Below are 25,047 nucleotides of genomic sequence, written 5' to 3' on the forward strand. Positions count from 1 at the left end.
TGGCCGATCCGGCCTTGTTACAGGAACATGCAGCTATTAGCTCCGATGCGATGACGTTAGCGCCCGCCCTCAAGCAGAAGCCTTTGCAGGATACGCACGGCCGCACGATCAAGTATCTGCGGATTTCGGTGACCGACCGCTGCGACCTGCGTTGCCGCTATTGCATGGCCGAGCAGATGACGTTTCTGCCGCGCGCCAAGCTGTTGAGCCTCGAAGAGATCGCGATCATCGCCGAGCGCTTCATCGCCCGCGGTGTCACCAAGATTCGGCTGTCGGGCGGCGAGCCGCTGGTCCGTCGTGACGTGGCCGAACTCGTCCAGCGTCTCGGCCACAACATCGGGTCGGGCCTGGAAGAGCTGACGATGACCACCAACGGCACGCGCCTTGCGCAGCATGCCGAGGCGATGGTCGACGCCGGCATTCGTCGCGTCAACGTCAGCATGGACAGCCGCGACCCGGAGCGCTTTCGCTACATCACCCGCCACGGCGACGTCGCGCAGGTGATCGGCGGCATTTACGCCGCCCGTGACGCCGGTCTCGCGATCAAGATCAACATGGTCGCGCTGAAGGGTTTCAACGAGGACGAGATCGCACCGATGCTCGCCTGGTGCCTTGACGAGGGCTTCGATCTGTCGCTGATCGAGACGATGCCGCTCGGCGCGATCGACGAGGATCGTACCGATCGCTTCCTGCCGCTGACCAAAGTGTTCGACGAACTCGGCCAGCAGTTCACGCTGGCACGCGACCCGCACAAGACTGGCGGCCCCGCGCGCTACTGGAACGTCGACGGCACGCGCACGCGGCTCGGGCTGATCTCGCCGCTGACCGCCAATTTCTGCGACGGCTGCAACCGCGTCCGCCTGACCACCGAAGGCAAGCTGTACATGTGCCTTGGCCACGACGACCAGGTCGACCTGAAGGCCGCACTCCGCGAAGGCGGTACCGCCGGGCTGGACGAGGCGATCGATGCAGGCCTGTTCGCCAAGCCGAAAGCGCACGACTTCCGCATCGGCGAGGGCGAAGGTCCCGCCGTCGCACGCCACATGAGCGTCACGGGCGGATGAGCCGGTACGAGCGGCGGGCGCTGGTTGCGTCCAACACCCCGCCCGCTCGTGCCGCAGAGGCCCAGCTCGCCGACATGGGCGAGTGGGTGTCGGTCGAGGAGGCCGACGTCATCATCGCGCTGGGCGGCGATGGGTTCATGCTCCAGACGCTCCACGCCATGCTAGAACGCCGCAAGCCGCCGGTGCCCGTGTTCGGGATGAACCTCGGGACGGTCGGCTTCCTGATGAACGAATGGCGCCACCATGGCCTTGGCGACCGTTTGGAGCGCGCTAAGCCGTTCAAGGTCGTCCCGCTCAGCATGACCGCGCTTGGCGTCGACGGGCGCACGCAGACGCTGCCCGCGATCAACGAGGTGTCGTTCCTGCGCGAGACCCGCCAGACCGCCAATCTGGAAGTGACGGTGAACGACCGCATCGTTCTGCCCGAGCTAGCCTGCGACGGTATCCTCGTCGCGACGCCCGCTGGCTCGACCGCCTATAATCTATCCGCGCAGGGCCCGATCCTGCCGCTCGGCTCGGGCATGATCGCGCTGACCCCGATCAGCCCGTTCCGCCCGCGGCGCTGGCGTGGCGCGATCCTGCCGGACAAGGCCCGCATCGGTATCCGCGTGCTCGATCCCGGCAAGCGCCCCGTCTCCGCGGTCGCCGACCAGCGCGAGATCCGCGATGTCGCACAGGTCGACATATGCATGGACCGCGCGCGCGAACTGACGCTGCTGTTCGATCCCGAGCACGCACTCGACGACCGGATCACGATGGAGCAGTTCGTCTCCTGACCGCAGATTATTGCTGACTTTGCATTTTTGCGGCGAAACCCGCTTGCATCGTCTGACTGGCCGTTTATAGAGCCGCCTCCGGCAACGTTCCCTGATAGCTCAGCGGTAGAGCTCTCGACTGTTAATCGAGTGGCCGTAGGTTCGAATCCTACTCAGGGAGCCATTTTTGATCAGCGATCACCGCGATCAATTCACGCGAATTCCGCAGCCGCGCCCCCATATTTATACAATTCTTGTCGGCGAGACATCTGCCAGTCGCCTCGCATGTGATTCCTCTCGGCTCTGCATTACGCGGCCTTCGTCATCTATCGCCCTCCGATCGATCGATGGGCAGGAATTGTAACACGCTGATGAGGCGATCGGGCGGGTCGAACGTTGGGTAGGAATGATAGTCAAGACATTGCGCGCGCGGCTGCTTCTCGCTGCGGTGCCGTTCATTGCGTTGGCCCCGGCAGGCTTTGCCTTTGCTCAGGACTCTGCCAGCCCACGTGCAGATACACCTTCGGAACGACCGACCACCATCTCCAAGCAGGCGGTCACCGATCCTGCCATTCGTGCTCTGTATGCGAAGGCCAACTGGCGCGCGGTCTGGTCGGCGGGAAATATCGAAGCGTTCGACCGCGTACTCGGCGATCGCGCGCGTCACGGTCTGGACCGGATCTCTTTCCTCGAGGAAGGGGCGGAGAAGGACGACGTCGCGCGAACGAAAGCCGCGCTCGATTATGCTGGAGCGCTCGCGCACGGCCGGGTCGACCCGGCTTCGCTGCATGACGTTTACACGCTGCCCCGGCCCAAGGCGGACCTTGCCGCCGGTCTGGCGCGTGCGCTGGCCAAGGGCGATCTCGCTGCATGGTTCGATGGACTTGCGCCACAGGATGCCGAGTATAAGGTGCTGTCGGACGCGTATCTCGCGTTCAGCGCCAAGGCCGCCGTCGCAACCCCGGTGCAGGCGATCCCATCCGGTGTGATCCGCGTTGGCAATCGCGACGCGCGTGTTCCTACGATCGTCGAACAACTGGTGGAGAGCGGGTACCTGCCGCCCGCGACGGACCCGCTGTCGGTGGCCGCCGATCCGCTGGCTCCTGCTCCACCTGCTCCGGCCCCGCTTGCCCCAGCTCCACTCGCGCCCACCCAGCCTATGGCCGCCCCAATGCTCTACACGCAGGCGATGGCCGATGCGTTGAAGGGGCTTCAGACCGACTATGGCATCGCCGCGGACGGTGTGGTGGGGCCCGAGACGTTGAAGGTGCTCAACCTGGGTGCCGGCGACCGGGCGCGCGCGCTCGCGGTCGGGCTGGAGCGTCGGCGCTGGCTGACGCGGACGCCGCCAGCAACGCGGATCGACGTCAACACCGCTGCCGCACAGCTACGCTATTACCGCGACGGCGCGGTGGTCGACCAGCGCAAGGTGATCGTCGGCGAGCCCGGCCGCGAGACGCCGGCGCTGTCTTCGCCGATCTATCGTCTCGTCGCCAATCCCACCTGGACGGTGCCGAAATCGATCCAGAACGGCGAGATGGCCAATGTTGGCGAGGACTATCTCGCCGAGCACAACATGGTCATGCGCGACGGCTGGATCGTCCAGCAGCCGGGGCCGAGCAACGCGCTGGGGCTGGTGAAGTTCGACATGGCGAACGACCAGGCCATCTATCTCCACGACACCTCCGCGCCGGGGCTGTTCGATCGCAGCCAGCGTCATCTGAGCCATGGCTGCGTGCGCGTCGAGGATGCGCTGGGGTTCGCGCAGATGCTCGCTGAGGACGAGGGGGTCACCGAAGCGTGGCAGACCGCGCAGTCCTCGGGCGAGATGACCTTCGTGCCGTTGCCGCGCCGTATCCCGGTCCGGCTGCTGTACCATAACGTCTATGTCGACGATGGCGGGCGGGTGGCATTCCGCACCGACCCCTATGGTTGGAACGATCCGATTGCGGAACAGCTCGGGTTCGCCAAGGCGTCGGCAAAGCGGGCCGAGGCGCAGGCGATCGACATCGGGCCGTGAGGCAGGTTTGCGATCGCCTTTCGCCGCGGGGCGTGGCGAGAAACGGGCGATAAGCGCCGGAGCGTATCCGCTACCTTCGTCAGCTTCTGTCCGTCACTTTTCCGCGGCGGGCGAGGACGAGGCTGGCATGGCGAAACTCTTGGAAAGGCCATGGTAGAGTTTTTCGCGGCATATCCACTGGCTGGCGGCGTCGGCGATGAAGGCGGTTGCGAACATCGGCAGCATGAGGCCGCGGCTGGCGGTGGTTTCCGACAGGATGATCACCGCGGTCAGCGGCGCGCGGACGACCCCGGCGAAATAGGCGACCATGCCGAGGATCACGATCGCGCTCGCGGGTTCGCCGGGGAAGACCTCTCGAAGCAGGTTGCCGACGCCGGCGCCGACCGCGAGCGAGGGCGCGAAGATGCCGCCGGGCAGCCCCGCGATCGCGGTCGCCGCGGTCGCGACGAACTTGGCGGGGCCGAACCAGAGCGGCGCATCGACGCCGACAATCATCGCGCGCGCGGCGGAATAGCCGGTGCCCCAGGTAAGCCCGGTGAAAACCCCGAGCAGTGCAACGACGGCACCGCACGCACCCGCGAATTTCACCGGGTTGGCGCGCGTCCAACTCGTCACACGGTTACGCCCGAGCGCCATCGCCAGCAGCGTGCGCGAGAATAGGCCACCGGCCATGCCGCCGACGATCCCGGCAATCGGCGCGACCATCAATGCGGACAGAAGCGGCATGTGCGCGCCGATCGCGCCGAAATAGATGTAGTCGCCCTGGACCGACTGCGCGACCATCCCGGCAATGACGATCGCCGCGAGCACGAGCAGCGTCACGCGCTGTTCGTAAGCCGACGCCAGTTCCTCGATCGCGAACAACAATCCCGCGAGCGGCGTGTTGAACGCTGCGGCGACACCTGCGGCGCCACCAGCGATCAGCACGCCGCCCCGCAACGGCACGCGGACGAGGCGGTGCGTCGCGCCCATCACCGCCGCGGCGAGCTGGACGGTCGGTCCTTCTCGTCCGACCGAGGCGCCCCCCAGCACCGCGCCGATCGTCAGCACCGCCTTTGCGAAGACGGTACGCGGCGAGATCAGCGTACGCGTTGCCTCGTTCGGATCGGCCTGCGCGGCGATCACCTGGGGGATGCCCGAGCCACGCGCGAACGGGGCATAGCGGCGAGTCAGCCAGACCAGCCCCATGAAGGTCAGCGGCGTCGTCAGCAGCGGCAACCAGTGCCAGCGCGTCGCATAGTCGGCGAAGACAGACGCCGCCCAATCCGCGGCCTCCGCAAATACGGTCGCGACGACGCCGATGAGAATCGCGCCCACCAGGATAGCCCCGCGCGTCCTGAACTGGACCGAGCGAGGGCCCCGCGCCCGCAGCAGCGCGCGATACCGCGACGGGGTCCAGCGCCGCACCGGCATTAATCGATCGAAAAGCCCAGCCATGACGCCGACCTAGATTATGCGTTCTCGTCCGTCACCCCATCGCTCGCCTCGGCGCTCGCGGCGCGCGGCGTGCCGACACGGTCGTTCGGTTCTTTTATGCGCACAAAGGACAGTATTCCCCGGACGCGCCTACGGTTCGGTCGAGGAACAAGGGAGAGACAATCGGAGCCGTGCAGCGGCTCGACTCTGATGGGTCGGCTATCAGAAGCCGGCAGCGGCCAGCTGCGACCGGAGGCTCAGCCGATCATGCTCCGAGATCGGCGGCAGATCCCGCGCGCGCTTGCCCTTGCGGAGACGGGCACGGTCGTCGGCGGTCGGCTCGACGCGGCGCACCCTGACCGCGGCCTGGCCGGCTGCACGAACCCCCAGTTGTTCCGCCGCGCCGCGCGACAGATCGATGATCCGCACGCCGCCGGCGAACGGACCGCGATCGTTGATCCGCACGATGATCCGCCGCCCGGTATCGAGCGCAGTGACCTCGACATAGGTCGGCAGCGGCAGCGTGGTATGCGCCGCGGTCGTCCAGTCGGCGCGGAACCGCTCGCCGCTCGCGGTACGCTTGCCCGATTCCGTTCCGTACCAGCTGGCATAGCCGAGCACGTCGTAGGTGGGATCGACGGCAGGTACATAGGTGGTTCCCCTGACGCGGTAGGGGCCGCCGAGCTTGACGGGCGCATCACTGACGGGACGATAGGATCCGCCTGCGCATCCGGTCAGGGCCAGGAGGCCGAGGCACGTGATGCCCGTCACGGTTCGTAGCAGGGTCAGCATGGCTATCCTTGTCCGTCGGGTCGGTGTGGGAAACGGGTCGAGCAACAGTCTTATCGCCGCTGATAGAAGATGTGCGACCGCACGATCGCCACCTTGACCAGCGACGACCGCCAATAGGGGACCAGCCAGTCGGTATGATAGTGCGTCGCCCGGCCGACCGGCGCATAGACATACCCGCCGAGCGCGCGGCGTGCGGCACGGCGCGCCTGCTCCCACCCGTTGCGTTCGGGCCGCCGGGTCTGCGATCCATCGCAGGTGAACGAGAACTGGCATCCGGTGGTCCGGTTCGATCCCTGGTAGACGACCCCGCAGATCGTCTTGGGAAACCCCGGCGCGCGAACCCGGTTGAGCACGACCTGGATCACGGCGCGCTGTCCGTCGCGGTCGCTGCCGGCCTCGTATAGCGCGACCGTCGCTAGGCACTCGGTGGCTTGTTCGCGCGCCGCGGGACCGCCACGGAACCGGAAGCGCCTGGCGACTGATCGCTTGGTCGCAACAATCGGGACGCGTGCGTTGGACGCGCGGGCCTGCGCCATGGTCAGCCGGCGCGGACGCCGCAAATCGGTGCTCGCGGTCGGCCAAGGCAGGTCGGTGAGCGAACCGCAGATCACCGCGAAAACCACCGCGACGCCGAGCAGCAAAAGCCAGTGTTCGGAGGATGGCCGTCGCGGCGATGCGTGGGAGCGAGAGCGCACGGCAGGAGATCGAGCGCGTCGCTGGGGCATCGCGGTATCCATAACCGCGATCCCGCGTCAGGGAAATGGTCACGGCGCGACGGCGCCGCTGGCGCGCGTCGATCCGCATCACGGGCGGCGGCTAAGGAAGAACGATTGCGTCATACACGCGCCGTGTCTTGCCACAGCGCCCGTGTCGTCATCGCACGACGCCTCAGCCCGTATTGACTGCCGGCATGAAGATATAGCCGTTGCCACGGACGGTCCGGATGATCTCGACGGCGTGATGGGCGCGCAACTTGCGACGCAGGCGGCTGATGTTCACGTCGATCGTCCGCCCGCGCGCCATGCTGTCGGTACGGCCCGACTGCGCGATCAGGTCGTCGCGCGCATGCACGATCTGCGGCTGCGAGACGAACACGTTGAGCAACTGGAATTCGCCGTCCGTCAGACGAACCATCGTGCCGTCGGGCGCGTAGAGCGTCCGCATCCGGCAATCGAGCCTCCAGCCGGCGAAGGCGAAGGCCGTCGCCCGCGTCGGCGGCACCAGGCCGTCGCCGGCCTGGTCGGCGCCCGATGCGCCATTCGCATGCGCGAGCCCGGCATCGCGCCGCCGCAATACCGAACGGATCCGGGCAAGGATCTCACGCGGGCTGGACGGTTTGATCACATAATCGTCTGCGCCCAGTTCGAGCGCGACGACCCGGTCGACCTCGCTCGCCAACGCCGAGAACATGATGACGGCGGGTGCCTGGCCGTTCCGGGTCAACGTCCGCAGCACCGACAAGCCGTCCTCGCCGGGCATCATCATGTCGAGCACGATCAGGTCGCAGGGCGATTGGCCAAGCCGGATGCGCAACGCCGCGCCGCTATCGACTGCTGCGGCGCGCAGGCCGTGATCGACGAGGAATTGCGTGAGGAGTTCGCGCAGGCCGGAATCATCGTCGACGACGACGATCCGCGCGCCACCGACATCGACGGCTGCGTGGTCGTCGCGTGGATGGGCGCTGAGGTGTGAAGTCGGCGCAACGGAAACGGGCAGTCCGTAATGGTTTGCGATCATGTCCGCGGTCATGGATCGCGCGTTTGTCCGCGTTATGTCCGATTGTTTCAAAGCGCGTATCACCGGTAACGGCGCGCATGCTGCGGCATCGGAAAGACCCTGCACTGCCCCTGCCGCCACGGTTAAAAGGAGGTCAAAGTGTAGATATCCGTCATTCGCATTGTGACGATGCGCGATACAATGGCCGAGCCATCGCATCGCATGCTGCGCGCCGGTATTGAACGCACCGCGCGTCGGCGCTAGCGGCACGGCATCATGTCGACCGTCACCAGCACCCCCAAGTCGTTGAACTGGCTACAGCCTTTGCCGGGACTGCGGATCATTCAACGCGGTGACGTGCCGATCACGCGGGTGCAGATCTATGGCCAGCGGTGCAGCGGGACCAACCTCGTCGCGCGGGCGATCGAGGCGAACCTGCCGGGCGTCGAGATCACCGAGGCGTTCGGGTTCAAGCATTGGTTCGTGCCGCCGCAGACGCTGTTCGTGAAGGACACGCTGGTGCTGGTCGTGGCGCGCGATGCGTATGACTGGGCACGCAGCCTGCACCGCCAGCCGTGGCACGCGCATCCGGAGTTGAAGGCCAAGGCGTTCGACGCGTTCATCCGTAGCGACTGGCACAGCTATTGGGACGATCATTTCGGGCATATCGAGCCCGGTCATCCGATGCACGGCGACGAGATGCTGCACGAGCGCGATCCCGAGACGGGCAAGCGCTTTGCCAATTGCATCGCCAAGCGCACCGCCAAGCTGCGTCATTGGTCGGCGCTGACGAACCGTGCGCATAACGTCGCTCTGCTCGGCTATGATGCGTTCGCGCGCGATCCGGCGGTGTTCGTGACCGCGCTGGCGGAGACGACGGGGCTCGATCGGCGCGACCCGTTCGTACCGATCACCAGCTACAAGGGGCAAGGGCATGCGCCGTACGTACCGACGGCCTATCCCGATCTGGCGGCGGCCGATGCCGAGCATATCGGCGCATGGCTCGATCCCGAGGTCGAGGCGGCGTTCGGATTGTCGGCCGACTACGCGAAATCATACTGATCGACGTCAAGCGCGTTTGCGCGCGATACCGGTACGGTGGCAAGCATGAGCCAGCCGATCATGCGCGATACCGGTACGGTGGCAAGCATGAGCCAGCCGATCACCTTCTTCATCCATCACCAGGGCCGCGGCCATGCGAACCGCGCGATGGCGATCATCCGCGAACTGCCGCCCGAGCGCCCGGTGACGATCCTGACCGCCAAGCCGTCGCTGTTCGACGGGTTCGAGCGGGAGATCACGATCGCCGGCCTGCCCGACATGATCGGTGCGCCGGTGCCGACCCCGGGGCTGTTCGCGCAGGCGACGCCCGAGGTGATGCACTGCGTTCCGCTCGGCGTGGCAAAGACGCGGGCGACGATGCGGACGATCGTCGATCACCTCGACGACGTCGATCCGGCGCTGTTCGTGGTCGACGTCTCCGCCGAGATCGCGCTGCTCGCCCGGATCGCGAGCGTGCCGGCGATCAGCATCCGCATGCACGGCGACCGGCTCGATCCGGGTCACCTCGGCGCGTATCAGGCCAGCGTCGGGCTGCTCGCACCGTTCGGCGAGGCGCTGGAACAAGGCGACACGCCCGACTGGGTGCGCGCGAAGACGTGCTACGCGGGAGGCCTCTGCACGACGCTCGATCCGGTGCCGACCAAGGCGGAGGCGCGGGCGAAACTCGGGCTCGATCCCGATAAGGAAATCATCGTCGTGCTGACCGGCGGTGGGGGTGCGGGCACGCCCTATGCGCCGCTCACGATGGCGGCACGGGCGGTGCCCGATGCGCTGTGGCTGGTGCTGGGGCCGGTCCACCGTGAGGGGCACGAGACCGATTTCGGCAATCTGGTCGAGCTGGGCTGGGTGCCGGGCGTGACCGACCACATCGCCGCGGCCGACGTGGTGATCGCGTCGGCGGGCGACAACACGGTGCACGAGATCGCGCGCGTCGGGCGGCCGTATGTCTGTGCGCCCGAATGGCGGTATTTCGGCGAGCAGACGCGCAAGGCGGAACGGCTGGCGGAACTGGATGCGGCGGTGGCGCTGCCAGCTTGGCCGGGCGCGCTGGCACCGTGGCGGGGGATCCTCGACGCGGCCAAGGCACTCGATCCGGAGGCGCTGGCCCGGCTGTACGACGACGACGCGGCAAAGGTGGCGGCGGATTATCTCGAGGGGCTGGCGGTTTCTCTGTGGGCAGCAGGCTAGGGCGTACGCGGCCCAGCCTCGGGCGTCCGAGCTGTAGCGGTGCGCCTATGATGCTTCAGCTGAACAACGTCTCCGGCGGCATTCTCGACGCAGCGATCTCGTCCGCGGTCGGCCGCCGCAACACGGTGATCGTGTCCGCATCCCAAGCGACCAAGCCGCTATCGGCGAAGTGTCCGAGCCAATAGTCCATGCACCAGCGGCCCCAGGTCGTGCGAAACAACCGGGCGTTGCGGATGATCGCGTCGAAATGCTGGTATGCGGGGGTGTGGACGACGTGATGCTGGTGATAGGCGCGGGCGCCGCCGATCCACCACATCGGCACGTCGGCGCGCTCCAGTCGGGCGGCGAAGTCGGTTTCCTCACCGCCATAGCCGACATAGCGCTCGTCCATCCCCCCGGCCCGCGCCCAGTCCGCCGCGGAGAGGGCGAACGACAGGCCCCAGAGTTCGCCGTGGTTGGGCGTCGGCCGGATTTCGTCGGCCGCGATCGGGGGCTTGGCCGAGTGACGCACGCCGATCCGATCGAGCGCGACGAAATCCATCCCGCCCACCAACGCGTCGGCGGGGAGATACAGCACTTCGCCGAGCCGAATGCCGCCCGGCCATTCTGCCGTCTCTGCATACCGCTCGACCAGCGTCGGCGAAGGAACGCAATCGACGTCGAGGAAAATCAACTGCTCGCCCACCGCCCCGGCCGCTGCACGATTGCGGGCTGCGGCGAGCGGCATCTCGTCACCCGCGACGAACACCGCACGAACCGGAAAGTCGGTCTGCGGCAGGTCGGCGTGCGGCACGTCCTGCATATAGGCCACGACCAGCTCGTCCGGCTTGCGCGTCGATGCGCTCAGGCCCGCGAGCAGGTTGACGAGATGCGCGCGGCGGCCCCGGACCAGCGTCAGGACGCTGACGCTCACGACGCTTTCTTGATCCGTTCGCCGTATCCGGTCGCGGCACGGAAATAGGCCACGCCCTCAATTACGCCGCGCGCGTGATGACCGACGGCGACATAGCCGTGCGCCAAGTCGGCGCGGGTGCCGAGCCCGTCGGAGTAGTTGCCGACGATGATCGCGTGGCGCGACGAGCGCAGCATCTCGATATCGTTGCCGCTATCGCCCGCGACGATCACCTGGCGCGGTTCGAGGCCGAGGCGCCGGCGGATATGCTCGACTGCGGTGCCCTTCGACGCCGCATGCGGCAGGACGTCGAGATAGCGGCCGTGGCTCTGGATGATCGAGCAGCTGTGCCCGTGCTCCGCCAGCAACGCACGGACGCGTTCAGCCGCCGCGATGTCGCCGTCCGCGAAATAGCTCAGCTTGAACCGGCGTTGCTCGAGCGGACTTTGCGGGGTCAGTCCGGCATATTGGCCGATCAGCGCAGCGACCGCCTCGCGGTCCCAGCCGGCGGCGATGATGCCGTCCCATTCGGTGTCGCGATCGTACACCGCGCCGCGCATCGTCCGGTAATAGATCTCCGAGCCGACCGAGGTGATCAGGATCTCCGGGCGCGGTGCGTCGTGCTGGCCGAGCACTGCCATCGCGCTGTGGAAGCTGCGTCCGGTGGCGATCGCGAACGCGACGTCGGTTTGCGCCGCGTGCCACGCCGTGAAATCGTCGACACCTTGCGCGCAGCCGATCAGCGTTCCGTCGATGTCCGACACGAGCAGCAATGCCGGTTCGCGCTCGACGATGGGCAATGCCGACGCGCTGACGACCTCTTCGAGCAGCCCCGTATAGAGCTGCACGTGGCGATCCCAGTCATAGGCCCGGATCGCCACCGATCCCGCCGCCGAATATCGCGACCAGAGCGTGGGATCGTCGAGGATCTTGAGGATCGCATCGGTGATCGCAGCCTCAGAGCGCGGATCGACGAGGATGCCGTTGCCGCAGGTCTCGACGATGTCGTTCGGCCCGCCACTGTCGGTCGCGACCACCGGAAGACCGCTCGCTGCCGCTTCGAGCAGTGTCAGCCCGAACGGTTCGTTGAGCGCCGGATTGACGAACACGCCACGCCGGGTGCGGGCATGGGCGTACACCGCGGCGATATCGTCTGGGCGATGCTGCTTGGGATACGCCACGTTGCCGTACAGGTCGTAGCGGTCGATCAGCTGCAACAGTTCGGCGATGTTGTCGCGGATCTCGGGCTCCAGCGTTGCGCTATCGTCGCGCGTTCCCGCTAGGATCACGAGGTTCGCCGCGGCCTGCAACGCGGGCGAGCGGCCATAGGCATGAACCAGCGCGGCGAGGTTCTTCTTGGTTACCGGCCTTGCGATGGCCAGGATCACCGGCTTTTCGGGATCGTCGAGGAACCGGTCGATCAGTGCATCGACACCCGCGTCGGTGCGAGAGTTTGCGAACTGCTTCAAGTCGCTGCCGGGCGCGAACACGCGAATCCTGCCGGGATCGTAGTTCGCATAATCCGCATATTGGACTTCGGCTTCGTCGCGCGACGAGGCGATGATCGCCGCTGCGCCGGCAATCGCCTCTTCCTCGATCGCGATCCGCCGGTCGAGCCCGGCGGTCTCGGCACAGTCGCGGTCAAATGCCGCAAGTTTCACGCGGCCGAGCGAGTGCGCGGTGAAGACATAGGGAATGCCGGTACGTGCCGAGACGCGCGCCGCGATCAGCCCGGCATCGGCGTAATGCGCGTGCATGACGTCCGGCGCACGGTCGAGCGTGGCGATGTGCGCGACAAGCGCCTCGACCAAGCTGTCATGCTCGGTCCACAGGTCTTCCTTGACCAGATAGGCATCGGATGCGGTCGGCAGGCGGACGATCCGCGTGGTGCCATCGATCGTCTCGACCGGCTCGGCATAGCATTCGTCGTACGCGGCATGGCGGAACGCGCGGGTGACGATTTCCATTCGGTCGATCGCCGGATTGCAGCCGCTGGCGGCCACCAGATCGAGCAGATAGCGGATATGGCCACCGGTATCGGCGGTGATTCCGTATTCAACGTCGGTTGCGCGCAAACATCCCTGCAACGCGATATGAAGTACGAACACCCTTCCCCCGTTCATCTTTAATTCGCCCAAGGAACCCCCCGCGGGGTTGCCGAGTTCCGGGCGGATGACACTCGAAACCTCTGTATTGACGCAGATTAGTACGTTCTATTGCGCGCGCTGTTTGACTTGGCGCTGCGTGTTGTGAGGATCGCTCTACTCACCTGGGCCTATCCCCCTGAAAAAAGCGGGCTCACGCGCGCAGCACGGGAAATTGCGCAATCGCTGGCGGAATCCGGACACGACGTCTGTGTCTTCACGATGGATCGACGCGAAGACAAGCGTGACGGCCGGGTTTCCGTCATCGGGTGCGGCCTGCGTGAAGGGTCCTTGGTCGCGGGGTTGCGGAAGGTCGCAGGGATCGGACATTTCGTGGCGCCATTCGCATTCCGCCACGCGGTGGCGCGCGAGCACCGCCGCGCGCCGTTCGACATGGTCGAGGCAACCAACTGGTATGCGCCGGGTCTGGCGATCGCGCTTGCTGGCCCAGCCCTGCTGGTGACCCGCAACTCGACGCCGGCGGCAACCTCGGCGGAGACGGTGACGAGCCTGCGCGACCGGTTCGATCGGCGCGTCGCGATGCTGGCGGAGCGAATCGCCGCGCGCTTCAGCAAGGCGCTGATCTCGAACACGCAGCTCCACGGAGAGAAGATCGCGGCACTGTACGGCGTGGCGGCGCCGGGCGAAGGCGCACGACACGCGGTGATCGGCCTCAGCCTGCCCCCGGAGGTCGTCGCCCGCGGCACGGCAGCACCCTATCCGGTCGGCGAACCGATCGAACTGCTGTTCGTCGGCCGCGACGAGCACCGCAAGGGCTTCGACGCGTTGATCATGGCGCTCCGCATCCTGTCGCGTCGCGCAGATGCGGGAATGCGGGATTTCCGGCTGACGATCGTCGGCGTGCGTGCGGAGGACATCGGCGCGATCCCCGCTTCGGCTCGCGCCCGCCTCACCTGCCACCACCGCGTCGACGAAGCCGCGCTGCACGACATGATGGAGGCCGCGCACGTGATCGTCGCGCCGTCGCGGTACGAAAGTTTCGGGCTGGTGTATCAGGAGGCGATGATGTTCGGCCGCCCCGTCGTCGCGTGCGCCGAGGATCCCAGCGCGCGGCTGTTCATCGGCGAGAGCGATGCGGGATTGCTCGCCAAGACGTGCACGGGGGACGATCTGGCGACGCAGATCCAGCGACTTATCGAGGACCCGGTGCTGCGGGCGCACCATGCCGCCGCGAGCCGTCGCGCCGCGGGGATGTTCACGCGCGACACGCTCGCTGCACAGACGATCGCGGTCTATCGCACCGCCACGGGATCGAAGGCGGCGAGCAGCAATCCTTCGTCCTCCGGCCTGCCCGCGCCGGTCGACATCGCCTCGTAGATCCGCGTCCGTTCGCGCACCCGCTCGCCGTCGAGCCGGTGTTCGAGCGCACCGGCCAGCGCCAGCGAACTCTCGACGAACGGTACGACCGGGCGCTCATGGACGCGCCCGGCGAAGCGGATGTCGCTGCGGTTGAGGCGGTACTGGATGTCGGGATAGGATGCGGACTGCACGCCGTCGACGAGGTTGCGGCGCGGCAAGCCGAGCGAGCGCAGCCCGTCGCGATCCGCCGCCGCGACCAGCCAGCCCAGAGCGCCGAGCAACGCGGCGTCAGGGCGTTCGTCGGTATCGATCTGAAGCACCCAGCGGGTCTGCATCATGTTTTGGAGGCGGTTGCGTTGCGCGGCGAAATCGCCTGCGAGCGGGTGGTGGGCGACCTCGACCCACGGCAGGCGTGCGGCGATTTCGCCGGCTTCGGTCGCCGTGCCGTCGAGCAGTATGACGATCCGGGCAAATGCGTCGCGAAGGTCGGTCGCGATCTCGACGATGTCCGCCGCATCGGCGGAGCGCGCCATGATACCGAGGCCTATGTCGTGTGGCATTGTCGTCGCGGCGGTCGAATACGCGCGCGCGGGCCGATAGTCGGGCGGGAACCGGACCTCGTCGTGCGAGACGGCGATCGGTTCGACTTCGAACCCGAACCGCCATGCGGCGTTGCGCGATCCTGCCGGATCGAGCGTCCAGCGCTCGGCCGGATCGCGCTCCAGATCGATTGTTCCGGTTTTTAAGCGTGCGACGAGGTCGCGTGCCACGTCGCCGACCTCGTGCACGTCGCGCACCATCAGCCGGCAATGGCTGCACTCGAACCAGTCGTAGTACGCGAGCCAGTCCCAGTTTCCGCAGATCGAGCATCGTAATCGCATGGGTCCGGCAACCCATCACGCGGGCTACGAGTTCCCCCGACCCTAATCCTCCCCTCAAAGGGGAGGATTTTAGAACGCTCAATACCCCAGCGAATGCGCCAGCGTCAGCAACAGCCAGTACAGTCCGCCCGACAACAGCATCGCCACCGGCAGCGTCATGACCCAGGCCAGTGCCATGTTCATCACCGTGCGCCGCTGCAGCCCGGCGCCGTTGGCGACGCTCGCGCCTGCAACGCCCGAAGACAGGATGTGCGTGGTCGATACCGGCATGCCGAAATTCACCGCCAGCAGGATCGTCGCCGCCGCGACCAGCTCCGCCGACGCGCCCATGCCGTAGGTCAGGTGCGTCTTGCCGATCCGCTCGCCGACGGTGACGACGATCCGCTTCCACCCGACCATCGTCCCCAGCCCCAGCGCCAGCGCGACGGTGATCTTCACCCAGGTCGGGATATAGCGCGTCCCCTGTTCGAGCTTGCCGCTATAGTCCTTCAGCGTGGTGATCTCCTGCGCCGTGAACCGCCCTTGCGCGGCCTTGTCGGCGGCGATCAGCTTGGTCGTATCGAGCACGAGGTACATGTCGTTGCGCAGGTTCGGCGTCGCCGCGGCCGGCACCTTGCCGAGCGAGCCATAGCCCGCGATCCGGCTCGACACGTCGTCCGACAGCGTCGCGAGTGCGCCGTAAACGACGGGGTCCGCGACACGCTTCGACTTCAGCGCCTGCGTGACCGTGGTTCGGGCCGCGCCGACCGTGGCGGGTGCGCCATTGGCATGTGCGACATACGCCGTCGATGCCGCCCGCGCCGCCTGGACGAAGGCCGGCGTCGCGCTCTCGGGCATCGTCCGGTTGAGCGCATAGGCGGTCGGCGCGCAACCGATCAGGATGAGCATGATCAGCCCCATGCCCTTCTGCCCGTCGTTGCTGCCGTGCGCAAAGCTGACCGCGGTGCAGGTGCCGATCAGCAGCGCCCGGATGCCGCGCGGCGGTGGCGTCTGGCCCTCGGGTGCCTCGTACAGCTTCTTGTCACGCAGGAAGCGCTTCATCACCAGCAGCAGCAGGAGCGCGCCGACGAACCCGACGACCGGGCTGAACGCGAGCGCGGAGAGAACCTTCCAGACCTGCGCCATGTCGACGCCCGAGGTGCCGTCCGCCCCGCCGCCGCTGATAAGCTGGTTGGCGAGCCCGACACCGAGAATCGAGCCGATCAGCGCGTGACTCGACGAATTGGGCAGCCCGACCGCCCAGGTCGCTAGGTTCCACACGATCGCGGCCAGTAGCAGCGCGAAGATCATCGCGAACCCGCCGACGCTGCCGACGTTCAGGATCAGGTCGACCGGCAACAGCGTGACGATCGAATACGCCACCGCGCCCGACGACAGCATCACGCCGAGGAAATTGAAGAACCCCGACCAGACCACCGCCAGCGGCGCGGGCATCGAATGCGTGTAGATGACGGTGGCGACCGCGTTGGCGGTGTCATGGAACCCGTTCACGAACTCGAACCCGAGCGCGATCAGCAAGGCGAGGGCGAGAAACGCGAACGCCCCGCCCGCCAGGTTTTCGCCGACCTGCGCGGTGTCGAAGGCGATGCTGAACCCGGCATAGGCAAGCCCGCCGATCAGCACGGCTAGAAACAGCCAGCGCCCGGCCGGATGCAGCGCATGATCGAGTTTCGGGCCTGTCGCGCGGGGCGCGGTCGATGCGCCCGAATCGGCCGTCATCGCGTCGGGTGCAAAGGTGGAAGTAGCCATGGGAATGTGCAGTCGGCCCTTACGATGACAATCTTATGACAGATGTAAATCAGGCGCCGGTCGTGCCTGATTTGGGCCGAAGCTTCCGATCAATCCTCCCCCGCCAGGGGGAGGTGGCTGGCACTTGCCAGACGGAGGGGGCGGTAAACGGCACGCCGGTTGCGTGTCCTCCCCCTCCGTCACCTCCGGCGCCACCTCCCCCTTGCGGGGGAGGATCGTTGGGTCCGACGCGGAGCGGCAAGCGTGCCGTCCCGTATCGGTTCAGCGCACCGCACCGATACTGGCGAGCTGCGTGCCGTCGCGCCCGAGCAGCGCGGCCAGCTTAACGCGGGCGTCCGCGGTCATTTCCTCACGGCACTGGTGCGCATCGGCGAACGCGTCGAGGCCGCCGGCACGCGGCTGGCAGGCACTGGCGATTGCCGAACGCAGGCGGCGCTGGAACGCGGTCCGCCCGGCGTCGCTGGTTAGATCCAGCCCGGCACGCGACACGCGCACCGACACCGGTTCACGCACGGAACTGGCCGATGCGCCCGCCGAGAACAGGCACGCGCCGACGATCGCCGCCGAAGCGACGCTGATGAAAAGCTTCATGATGATGTTCCTCAAATGGTCCTGCGGTCCGCCGGCCTCGGCCTGCGGGCGACGGCCCCAGTGCGCCGGGACGCCTTTCTGGATGCGGCATCTCCGACGACGAACCTCGTCGCTGCGCACTCCCTAGGCGCGCTTCATGACGCCCACGCGACGCTTTCGCGACGGTTCGACGCCACCACCACCATTCGCCGCATAGCGTCTTCGACTCCGCGCTGACGGACTTCGGTTACATCCCCGGATACCGCTCGAACGCCGGCAACGCGGCGACGTCCGTCATCCACGACAGGCGGTCGGCCACCTGGATATGCGCCCCCGGCGCCACCGCCTCGGGCTCGTCGAGCGTACACGACTGTACGTCGATGATCCCCGGCAGAAATTCGGTGTTGCTATAGAACAGCCCCGTCCCGCATCGCCCGCAGAACTGTCGCCGCCCGTGCCCCGACGATTCGTACGTCACCGGATCGCCCGTGATCGTCACTTGCTCTGTCTTGAACGCGATCCAGCCGACCATCGGCGCTCCCGCGCCACGTCGACAATCGCTGCAATGACACAGCACGTGATGCTCGGGCTCGGCCGTCGCGACATAGCTGATCGCTCCGCAATGACATCGTCCCGCCAGCATGTCCGCCCCCTTACAATATTCCTGATTTGTTCCAGGCATCGCCGCGGGGTGCAAGCCATAGCCGCTTGCCCGATTGCGCCGCGTTCCCTACCTGTTCACCGGTGAACCAGATCGCCCAACCGTCCGACGCGCAGAGCCAGCCCCCCTATCTTCGCGGCCTCAACCCGCCCCAGCGCGAGGCGGTGCTGACCACTGACGGCCCCGTCCTCATCATCGCCGGCGCGGGCACCGGCAAGACCGCGGCGCTGACTGCCCGGCTCGCGCACCTGATCTTCACGAAGAAGGCGTGGCCGTCGGAGATCCTGTCGGTCACCTTCACCAACAAGGCCGCGCGCGAGATGCGCGAGCGCGTCGGTCGGCTGGTAGGCGACGCCGTCGAGGGGATGCCGTGGCTCGGCACCTTCCACGCGATCGCCGCCAAGATGCTGCGCCGCCACGCCGAACTGGTCGGGCTGCAATCGAACTTCACGATCCTCGACACCGACGACCAGCAGCGGCTGTTGAAGCAGCTGATCCTCGCCGCCGACATCGACGAGAAACGCTTTCCCGTGCGCAGCCTCGCCGGGCTGATCGACCAGTGGAAGAACAAGGGCCTCGTCCCCGCCGATATCGATGCGGGCGAGAGCGAGCGCTACGCCAATGGCCGCGGCGGCGAATTGTACCAGCAATACCAGGCCCGCTTGATCGCGCTCAACGCCTGCGATTTCGGCGACCTGCTGCTCCACATGCTCGTCATCCTGAAGACGCACCGCGACGTGCTGAGTCTGTACCAGCAGCGCTTCAAATACATCATGGTCGACGAGTATCAGGACACCAACTCGTCCCAATATCTCTGGCTGCGGCTGCTCGCGCAGGAGCGCAAGAACATCGCCTGCGTCGGCGACGACGACCAGTCGATCTATTCGTGGCGCGGCGCGCAGGTCGAGAACATCCTGAAGTTCGAGCGCGACTTTCCGGGCGCGAAAGTCATCCGCCTCGAACAGAATTACCGCAGCACGCCGCACATCCTCGGCGCCGCATCGGGCGTGATCGCCAACAATGGCGGGCGGCTCGGCAAGCAGCTCTGGACCGAGCGCGACGTCGGCGAGAAGGTGAAGGTCATCGGCGTCTGGGACGGCCCCGAGGAAGCGCGCAGGGTCGGCGAGGAAATCGACATCGTCCGACGCGCGGGCACGTCGCTCGACGATGTCGCGATTCTGGTCCGCGCGCAGCACCAGACTCGCGAGTTCGAGGACCGCTTCATCGCGATCGGCATGCCGTACAAGATCGTCGGCGGCTTCCGCTTCTACGAACGCGCCGAGATCCGCGACGCGCTGGCGTACCTCCGCGTCGTCAACCAGCCGGCGGACGACCTCGCCTTCGAACGCATCGTCAACGTCCCCAAGCGCGGCCTCGGCGACAAGGCGGTCGCGCGCATCCACCAGCTCGCGCGCGCCACCGGCACTCCGCTCACCACCGCCGCGGCGCGCATCCTCGACACCGACGAGCTGACCGGCGCGGCGAAGAAGTCGCTCGGCCGGCTGGTCGGCGACATAGCGCGTTGGCGCGACATGGCGACCACCCTGCCCCACGCCGAACTCGCCCGGCAGTTGCTCGACGAGAGCGGCTACACCGCGATGTACCAGGCCGAGAAATCGGTCGAAGCCACCGGCCGCCTCGAGAACCTCAGCGAACTCGTCCGCGCGATGGAGGAATATGACTCGCTCGGCGCGTTCCTCGAACACGTCAGCCTCGTGATGGACAACGAGGGCGGCGCGCAGGATCCGCAGGTCACGATCATGACCATCCATGCGGCGAAGGGCCTCGAATACGACACCGTGTTCTGCGTCGGCTGGGAAGAGGGCCTGTTCCCGTCGCAGCGTTCGCTCGACGAGGGCGGCGTGAAGAGCCTCGAAGAGGAACGCCGCCTCGCCTATGTCGCGATCACCCGCGCACGGCGGCTTGCCGTGATCCTCCACGCCGCCAATCGCCGCATCTACGGCCAGTGGAATTCGTCGATCCCCTCGCGCTTCGTCGCCGAACTCCCCGCCGAGCATATCGACACCGAGACGACGATGTCCGGTGGCGCGAGCCTGTGGCAAGCCAACTGGTCCGACCGCGCCGACCCCTTCTCTGACGTCGCGCGCGGCACCGGCCGCGGCCCGGGCTGGCAGCGCGCCGCGGGCACCGGCAGCACCTTCTCGGCGAAGCCGGCCCGCGTCGTCGAAAGCCGCTCAAGCGCGATCAGCCTCGGTAACAAGGGCCGGGACGATCTGTCTCTGGGTATGCGCGTGTTCCACCAGAAGTTCGGCTACGGCACGATCGCCGAGATCGAAGGCAACAAGCTGGAGATCGATTTCGAGACCTCCGGCCGCAAGCGCGTCATGGACAGCTTCGTCACCCTCAACCCGTAAGCCCGCTCGCCCCTCCTGGACAAAAAAAGGGCCCGCCATCGCTGACGGGCCCCAGTCGGGGGAGAGAGGGTAAAGCTTAGAACTTGATCGTGGTGCCGATCGCGAGGTTCCGGCCGAGCGAGTCGTAGCGCTGCGGGATCGTGTTGCTGCGCGCGAGCGCGACATTGTACGAGTCCGGCACGATCGGCGGGTTCTTGTCGAACAGGTTGTTCGCGATCAGGCGCAGCGAGAACTGCTTGGCGATCGCGAAGTTGAGCGCGAGATCGAAATAGCTCTGCGGCGAGACGTGATAGTAGCTCGTCCGCTCCCGCTCGGGCGTGCCGCCGATCGCCGGATCACCCGAATTGTCCGCATTGGTCAGCGATCCGACATAGCGCCAGTTGAACGACGCGCTGAAGCCCTTGTCGACCGTCGTGTAGGTCGCGCGCAGGCCGTGCGACCATTTCGGGATCAGCTGGCCGCAACCATTGCCGTAATAGCCCGCGCAGTTGCGTTGCGGCTGAACCGGCGAGTCCTGCCCGCCCGCAAACGTCGTCAGCGACCCGTTGAAGCTCCAATCGACCTTGCCGATGCTGGCCAGATCCATCGTGTACTGCGCCTGGAAATCATAGCCACGCGCGATCGACTTGTAGAAGTTGGTCGTGCCCTGGCGGATGAACCCGGTGGTCGGGTTGCTGGACGCCGGCGAATACAGCGTGCCGGTGCCGGGGTTGCGGACGATCCCCTGGCAGAAGAACGCGTCGCCGTTCGAACGCTGACAGCCATCGGTGTAGTAGCTGTAATCGTTATAGCCGAGCGAATCGTCGATCTTGATCTTGTAGCGATCGACCGAGAAGACCAGCCCGCGCACGAACCGCGGCTTCACGATCAGGCCATAGGTTTGCGTGTAGGCGGTTTCCGGATCGGCGGTGAAGCCACCCGAGCGCACCGTGCACCCTGTAGCCCCGGTCGATGCGTCGCCCGGACAGATCAGCGTCGGGCTGCCGTACAGCGCGTCGGACAGGCCGGTCGCGCGACAGACGTCGCGTGAGGCGATCGGCGCGCCATAGCTCACGCCGCCGCTCGCGTTGGTGGTGACGGTCGGGGCGCAGAAATCGTTGATCGTGCCCGAACCACCGCGGGCGAATTCGACGTTCGTCGCCTGGCGGATCTCCACCACGGTCGGTGCGCGCTGTGCCTTGTTGAACGACGCGCGGAAGGTCAGGTCGCTGACGGGCGCGTAGATGCCCTCGATCTTCCAGGTGTTGAAGGTGCTCGGGTTGCTGCTGTACTTCGACACGCGGTAGCCGCCGTTCGCCTGCAACAGGTCGACGAAGCGCTTGTGCTCGACGAGCGGCGCCTGCACCTCGATATTGGCTTCCCACACGTCCTGCTTCAGATAGGTGTCGGTACCGCCAAGGCCTGCGCGATACACGCTGTCGGCCGTCGATTTCAGGGTATCCTTGCGGTATTCCGTCCCCAGCGCGATCGCCACGCCCTGCTCGGCGAACGGCGACGTGATGCCGTATTTGCCGAGATCACCGGTCACGTTGGCCTGCACGTCGTACAGCGTGCCGGTCGTGGTCGAGGTGCCCTGATCGTATAGATAATCGATCAGCGCCGTGTTGGTGTTGCCCGCGCTGAACGCGTCGAAGGGAACACAGGCGGCATCGGTGGTGGTGGCGCAGGTTGGCGACGTACGCGTGCCACCGACGTTGATCGCGTTCTGCAGGTTGGCCGCGTTGACGAAGCTCGGCGTGTAATCCTGATGGTTACGGGCATAGACGCCGCCGAGGTCGTAGGTCCACGCGTCGCCGACCTTGCCACGAACGCCGCCGGTCAGACGCACGCCGGTGTTCAGATACGTGTCGGGTTGATCGTTACCCTCGCCGAGGCGATAGCGCAGGTCGATCGGTGCGCTTGCGGCAGTCCCAGCAGCGGCGCCGCAGATCGCGGTTGCCTGCGATCCCGACAGGAACGGATTGTTGCAGTTGACGTTCACGGTGCCGCCCGCGATCGCGGGATAGTTGTTGTACGACTTGTCGCGGAACCAGATACCCGATGCGTACAGCTCGGCATCGGGCGCGATGTCCAGGCTGACGAAGCCGCCGGCGTTCACGCGCTCGGACGGACGCTGATAGGCATAGTTGCTGAAATAGTTGGACGCGTTGCCGGCACCCGGACCGAACGGCACGAATTCACGCGTCCCGTTGGGGTTGTTGACGTATTGCGCATTGGCGTTCGCGCCAGTCTGCGGCGTGATCAGGCCGCTCGTCGAGCTGCTCGGGGTCAGGCCGCACGACAGTGGAGCGTTCAGGCTCGTCTGCGTCAGATAGCAGCCCGAGTTCGAGCGCTCCGACAACAGCACCGGATCGGTATGCTTGTAGTTCACGAAGCCGTTGATGCGCAGCGCGCCGTCGAACAGCTTCTTGCCCGCGGTCACCGTGATGTCCGTCCGGCCGCCATCGTTGGTCAGGCCACGCGGACTGCTGAACCCGGCCGCACGCGCCAGCGGCGACACGACCGTATCCTTGTTGTTGTGGTTGTAGAGATTATAGTTGCCGTCGATCTGAAGCCCTTCAAAATCCTTCTTCAGGACGAAGTTAACGACACCAGCGACCGCATCCGATCCGTAGACCGACGACGCACCGCCGGTCAGCACGTCGACCCGCTCGAGCAGCGACGGCGGGATGATGCCGACGTCCTGGCCGTTCTGCGTGCCCAGCCGCTTGCCGTCGATCAACACCAGCGTGCGCTCGAACCCGAGGCTGCGCAGCTTGATGCGCTGGCGACCGTCGGAGTCGTTATAGGTCTGCTGGCTGTCCGGCGAGACCTGCGGGAGGCGGTTCAGCACGTCCTCGACATTGACCGCAGCCTGCGCGCGGATGTCCTGCGCAGTGACCGACGTGATCGGCGCGGCGGAGGTGGCGTTCGGTCGCTGGATGCGCGATCCGGTGACGACGATCGAGTCGTTCGCACCGCTGTCGGTCGGCCCGACCGCGGAGGTGGCGGTGGCCGCATCGGCCTGGACCTTGGCGTCGGCAGGGGTGGTCGCGCCGGTCTGAGCGGGGGTCTGAGCCGGGGCCTGAGCCGGGGCCGGCGTGACGGGATCCGGCGCCATTTCCTGCGCTGCGCCGGGCAAAGCCCACAGCATCAGCGAACCGGTTAGCGCTATCTTCGATACCGAATGACTGAAGTTCATATCCTGCCCCAATGTCCCGGATTGCGCGAATTGGCATGCCCGGCGTGTGGGCTGCACGCTTGATCATATAATTTATTCCGTCAATACCTATACAATACCTCTATGGGACTTTTACGACGAGATGTTGCAAATGCGTGACGCCTCTGGCGAACAACGGCGCATCGCGATACCGTTGCGATATCACGTGAAATGGGGGCCAATACCGATGAACTCACGCCGTTCGCTGCTCGCAAGTCTCGGTACGATCGGGGCGTTGCCGCTTGCCGGACCGTTTTCGAAAGCCACAGCCGCAGCGACCGGTGGTCGATCGGGGGCAGTCGTTCTGTCGACCTGGGATTTCGGCGCCGCCGCCAACGCGGCGACGTTCGCGCGCCTCGCGGCGGGTGGATCGCTGATCGACGCGGTCGAGGCCGGCGCGATGGTACCGGAAGCGGACCCCACCAATCACAGCGTCGGCTATTCCGGCTATCCCGATCGCGACGGACATGTGACTCTCGATGCGGTCATCATGGACGATGCCGGTGGCGTCGGTGCGGTGGCGGCGCTGGAGGATACGGTGCATGCGATCTCGGTCGCGCGCCGGGTCATGGAACGGACCCCGCACACCCTTCTGGTCGGCGAAGGCGCGACGCGGTTTGCGCGCGATCAGGGTTTTCCGCAACAGTCGCTGTTGACGCCAGACTCCGAGAAGGCGTGGCGTGAATGGCTGAAAACCGCCAAGTACAAGCCCGAGGCGAACAGCGAGGTGCGTGGGCTCACGCCGGCCCGAACGCCGGGCGGCGCACTGGATCACGACACGATCGGCCTGTTGGCGCGGACCGTGGACGGGCGCATGGCGGGCGCCTGCACGACCTCGGGCATGGCATTCAAGATGCGCGGGCGGGTCGGGGATTCACCACAGGTCGGGTCGGGGCTGTACGTCGAGGCAGGCGTCGGCGGCGCAACGTCGACCGGGCTCGGCGAGGAGGTGACGCGGGTCGCAGGCTCGGCGCGCGTCGTCGCCTCGATGCGCGGCGGCGCCACTGCGCAACAGGCGTGCGAAGAGGTGGTCCGCCATATCGCCAAGCTGCGCGGCGACGCGATCCGCGGCGTCCAGGTCGGCTTCCTGGCGCTTGATCCGAAGGGCAATGTCGGCGCATTCTGCCTGTTGCCCGGCTTTACCTATGCCGTGACCGATGCGGCGGGCCGGACGACGGTGCTGAAGGCGGCATCGCTGTTCAAGGCGTAACGGACTGGTAACGTAGCCGCTACGACGACAATA

The 25,047-nt window shown here is 66.5% G+C and carries 19 protein-coding genes and 1 tRNA gene; 9 read left to right on the forward strand and 11 right to left on the reverse strand.

Annotation, left to right across the window (positions count from 1 at the left end; translation table 11 throughout):
- The first annotated feature begins 50 nt into the window (after positions 1-50).
- The 4 genes from moaA (at position 51) to EQZ23_RS04135 (ending at position 3,839) form a co-directional block, all read left to right on the forward strand.
- Positions 51-1,064 carry a GTP 3',8-cyclase MoaA gene (moaA, locus tag EQZ23_RS04120; protein ID WP_128453149.1) on the forward strand — a complete coding sequence of 338 codons (1,014 nt, stop codon included), beginning with the start codon at positions 51-53 and terminating at the stop codon, positions 1,062-1,064.
- Positions 1,061-1,840, forward strand: a complete 780-nt coding sequence (locus EQZ23_RS04125) for an NAD kinase (protein WP_128453150.1) — start codon at positions 1,061-1,063, stop codon at positions 1,838-1,840. Before moaA ends, EQZ23_RS04125 begins: the two co-directional genes overlap by 4 nt.
- 88 nt (positions 1,841-1,928) lie before the next feature.
- Positions 1,929-2,003, forward strand: a tRNA-Asn gene (locus EQZ23_RS04130).
- A gap of 222 nt (positions 2,004-2,225) precedes the next feature.
- Positions 2,226-3,839, forward strand: a complete 1,614-nt coding sequence (locus EQZ23_RS04135) for a L,D-transpeptidase family protein (RefSeq protein WP_128453151.1) — start codon at positions 2,226-2,228, stop codon at positions 3,837-3,839.
- A 93-nt stretch (positions 3,840-3,932) separates the two neighbouring features.
- On the opposite strand, the gene EQZ23_RS04140 is transcribed toward EQZ23_RS04135, so the two are convergent.
- The 4 genes from EQZ23_RS04140 to EQZ23_RS04155 form a co-directional block, all read right to left on the reverse strand.
- Positions 3,933-5,276 (reverse strand): chloride channel protein, encoded by a 1,344-nt coding sequence (locus EQZ23_RS04140; RefSeq protein ID WP_128453152.1) that lies wholly within the window; start codon positions 5,274-5,276, stop codon positions 3,933-3,935.
- A gap of 201 nt (positions 5,277-5,477) precedes the next feature.
- Positions 5,478-6,047 carry a septal ring lytic transglycosylase RlpA family protein gene (locus tag EQZ23_RS04145; RefSeq protein WP_128453153.1) on the reverse strand — a complete coding sequence of 190 codons (570 nt, stop codon included), beginning with the start codon at positions 6,045-6,047 and terminating at the stop codon, positions 5,478-5,480.
- Positions 6,048-6,097: 50 nt separating this feature from the next.
- Positions 6,098-6,688 (reverse strand): cell wall hydrolase, encoded by a 591-nt coding sequence (locus tag EQZ23_RS04150; RefSeq protein ID WP_240663199.1) that lies wholly within the window; start codon positions 6,686-6,688, stop codon positions 6,098-6,100.
- A gap of 247 nt (positions 6,689-6,935) precedes the next feature.
- Complete coding sequence (locus tag EQZ23_RS04155) at positions 6,936-7,796, reverse strand: response regulator (protein WP_240663207.1); 861 nt, start codon at positions 7,794-7,796, stop codon at positions 6,936-6,938.
- A 243-nt stretch (positions 7,797-8,039) separates the two neighbouring features.
- Here EQZ23_RS04155 and EQZ23_RS04160 point away from each other — a divergent pair, with 243 nt between their 5' ends.
- Both EQZ23_RS04160 and EQZ23_RS20165 read left to right on the forward strand, forming a co-directional pair.
- Complete coding sequence (locus tag EQZ23_RS04160) at positions 8,040-8,825, forward strand: hypothetical protein (protein WP_128453155.1); 786 nt, start codon at positions 8,040-8,042, stop codon at positions 8,823-8,825.
- Between the two features lie 744 nt (positions 8,826-9,569).
- The gene (locus EQZ23_RS20165) at positions 9,570-10,013 is read left to right on the forward strand and encodes a glycosyltransferase (RefSeq protein ID WP_240663344.1); all 444 of its coding nucleotides are present in this window, start codon (positions 9,570-9,572) and stop codon (positions 10,011-10,013) included.
- A 55-nt stretch (positions 10,014-10,068) separates the two neighbouring features.
- Here the strand turns inward: EQZ23_RS20165 and EQZ23_RS04170 are convergent, their stop codons facing one another.
- Together EQZ23_RS04170 and EQZ23_RS04175 are read right to left on the reverse strand one after the other, a co-directional pair.
- Positions 10,069-10,926, reverse strand: a complete 858-nt coding sequence (locus EQZ23_RS04170; RefSeq protein WP_128453156.1) for a galactosyltransferase-related protein — start codon at positions 10,924-10,926, stop codon at positions 10,069-10,071.
- Entirely contained in the window at positions 10,923-12,980 is a 2,058-nt protein-coding gene (locus EQZ23_RS04175) for an HAD-IIB family hydrolase (RefSeq protein WP_240663210.1), read from the reverse strand. Before EQZ23_RS04175 ends, EQZ23_RS04170 begins: the two co-directional genes overlap by 4 nt.
- A 174-nt stretch (positions 12,981-13,154) precedes the next feature.
- On the opposite strand from EQZ23_RS04175, the gene EQZ23_RS04180 reads away from it, so the two are divergent.
- The gene (locus EQZ23_RS04180) at positions 13,155-14,387 is read left to right on the forward strand and encodes a glycosyltransferase family 4 protein (protein WP_128453158.1); all 1,233 of its coding nucleotides are present in this window, start codon (positions 13,155-13,157) and stop codon (positions 14,385-14,387) included.
- Here EQZ23_RS04180 and EQZ23_RS04185 read toward each other — a convergent pair.
- The 4 genes from EQZ23_RS04185 to EQZ23_RS04200 all read right to left on the reverse strand — a co-directional run bounded on the left by EQZ23_RS04185 (position 14,303) and on the right by EQZ23_RS04200 (position 18,212).
- On the reverse strand, positions 14,303-15,250 hold the full coding sequence (locus tag EQZ23_RS04185) for a hypothetical protein (RefSeq protein ID WP_128453159.1): 948 nt from the start codon (positions 15,248-15,250) through the stop codon (positions 14,303-14,305). The two genes, EQZ23_RS04180 and EQZ23_RS04185, sit on opposite strands and share 85 nt — an antisense overlap.
- A 78-nt stretch (positions 15,251-15,328) precedes the next feature.
- Entirely contained in the window at positions 15,329-16,969 is a 1,641-nt protein-coding gene (locus tag EQZ23_RS04190; protein WP_240663346.1) for an inorganic phosphate transporter, read from the reverse strand.
- Between the two features lie 291 nt (positions 16,970-17,260).
- Positions 17,261-17,590 (reverse strand): UrcA family protein, encoded by a 330-nt coding sequence (locus EQZ23_RS04195; protein WP_128453161.1) that lies wholly within the window; start codon positions 17,588-17,590, stop codon positions 17,261-17,263.
- 226 nt (positions 17,591-17,816) lie between these two features.
- Complete coding sequence (locus EQZ23_RS04200; RefSeq protein ID WP_128453162.1) at positions 17,817-18,212, reverse strand: GFA family protein; 396 nt, start codon at positions 18,210-18,212, stop codon at positions 17,817-17,819.
- 110 nt (positions 18,213-18,322) lie between these two features.
- Here EQZ23_RS04200 and EQZ23_RS04205 point away from each other — a divergent pair, with 110 nt between their 5' ends.
- A complete protein-coding gene (locus EQZ23_RS04205) occupies positions 18,323-20,605 on the forward strand; it encodes a UvrD-helicase domain-containing protein (protein ID WP_128453589.1) in 2,283 nt (760 codons plus the stop codon).
- 76 nt (positions 20,606-20,681) lie between these two features.
- Here the strand turns inward: EQZ23_RS04205 and EQZ23_RS04210 are convergent, their stop codons facing one another.
- Positions 20,682-23,786 carry a TonB-dependent receptor gene (locus EQZ23_RS04210; RefSeq protein WP_128453163.1) on the reverse strand — a complete coding sequence of 1,035 codons (3,105 nt, stop codon included), beginning with the start codon at positions 23,784-23,786 and terminating at the stop codon, positions 20,682-20,684.
- Positions 23,787-23,991: 205 nt separating this feature from the next.
- Here EQZ23_RS04210 and EQZ23_RS04215 point away from each other — a divergent pair, with 205 nt between their 5' ends.
- Positions 23,992-25,014: a N(4)-(beta-N-acetylglucosaminyl)-L-asparaginase gene (locus tag EQZ23_RS04215; RefSeq protein WP_128453164.1), complete on the forward strand. Its 1,023-nt coding sequence runs from the start codon at positions 23,992-23,994 to the stop codon at positions 25,012-25,014.
- The last annotated feature ends 33 nt before the right edge of the window (positions 25,015-25,047 follow it).

The sequence above is a fragment of the Sphingomonas sp. UV9 genome (assembly GCF_004101245.1).
Taxonomy (GTDB): domain Bacteria; phylum Pseudomonadota; class Alphaproteobacteria; order Sphingomonadales; family Sphingomonadaceae; genus Sphingomonas.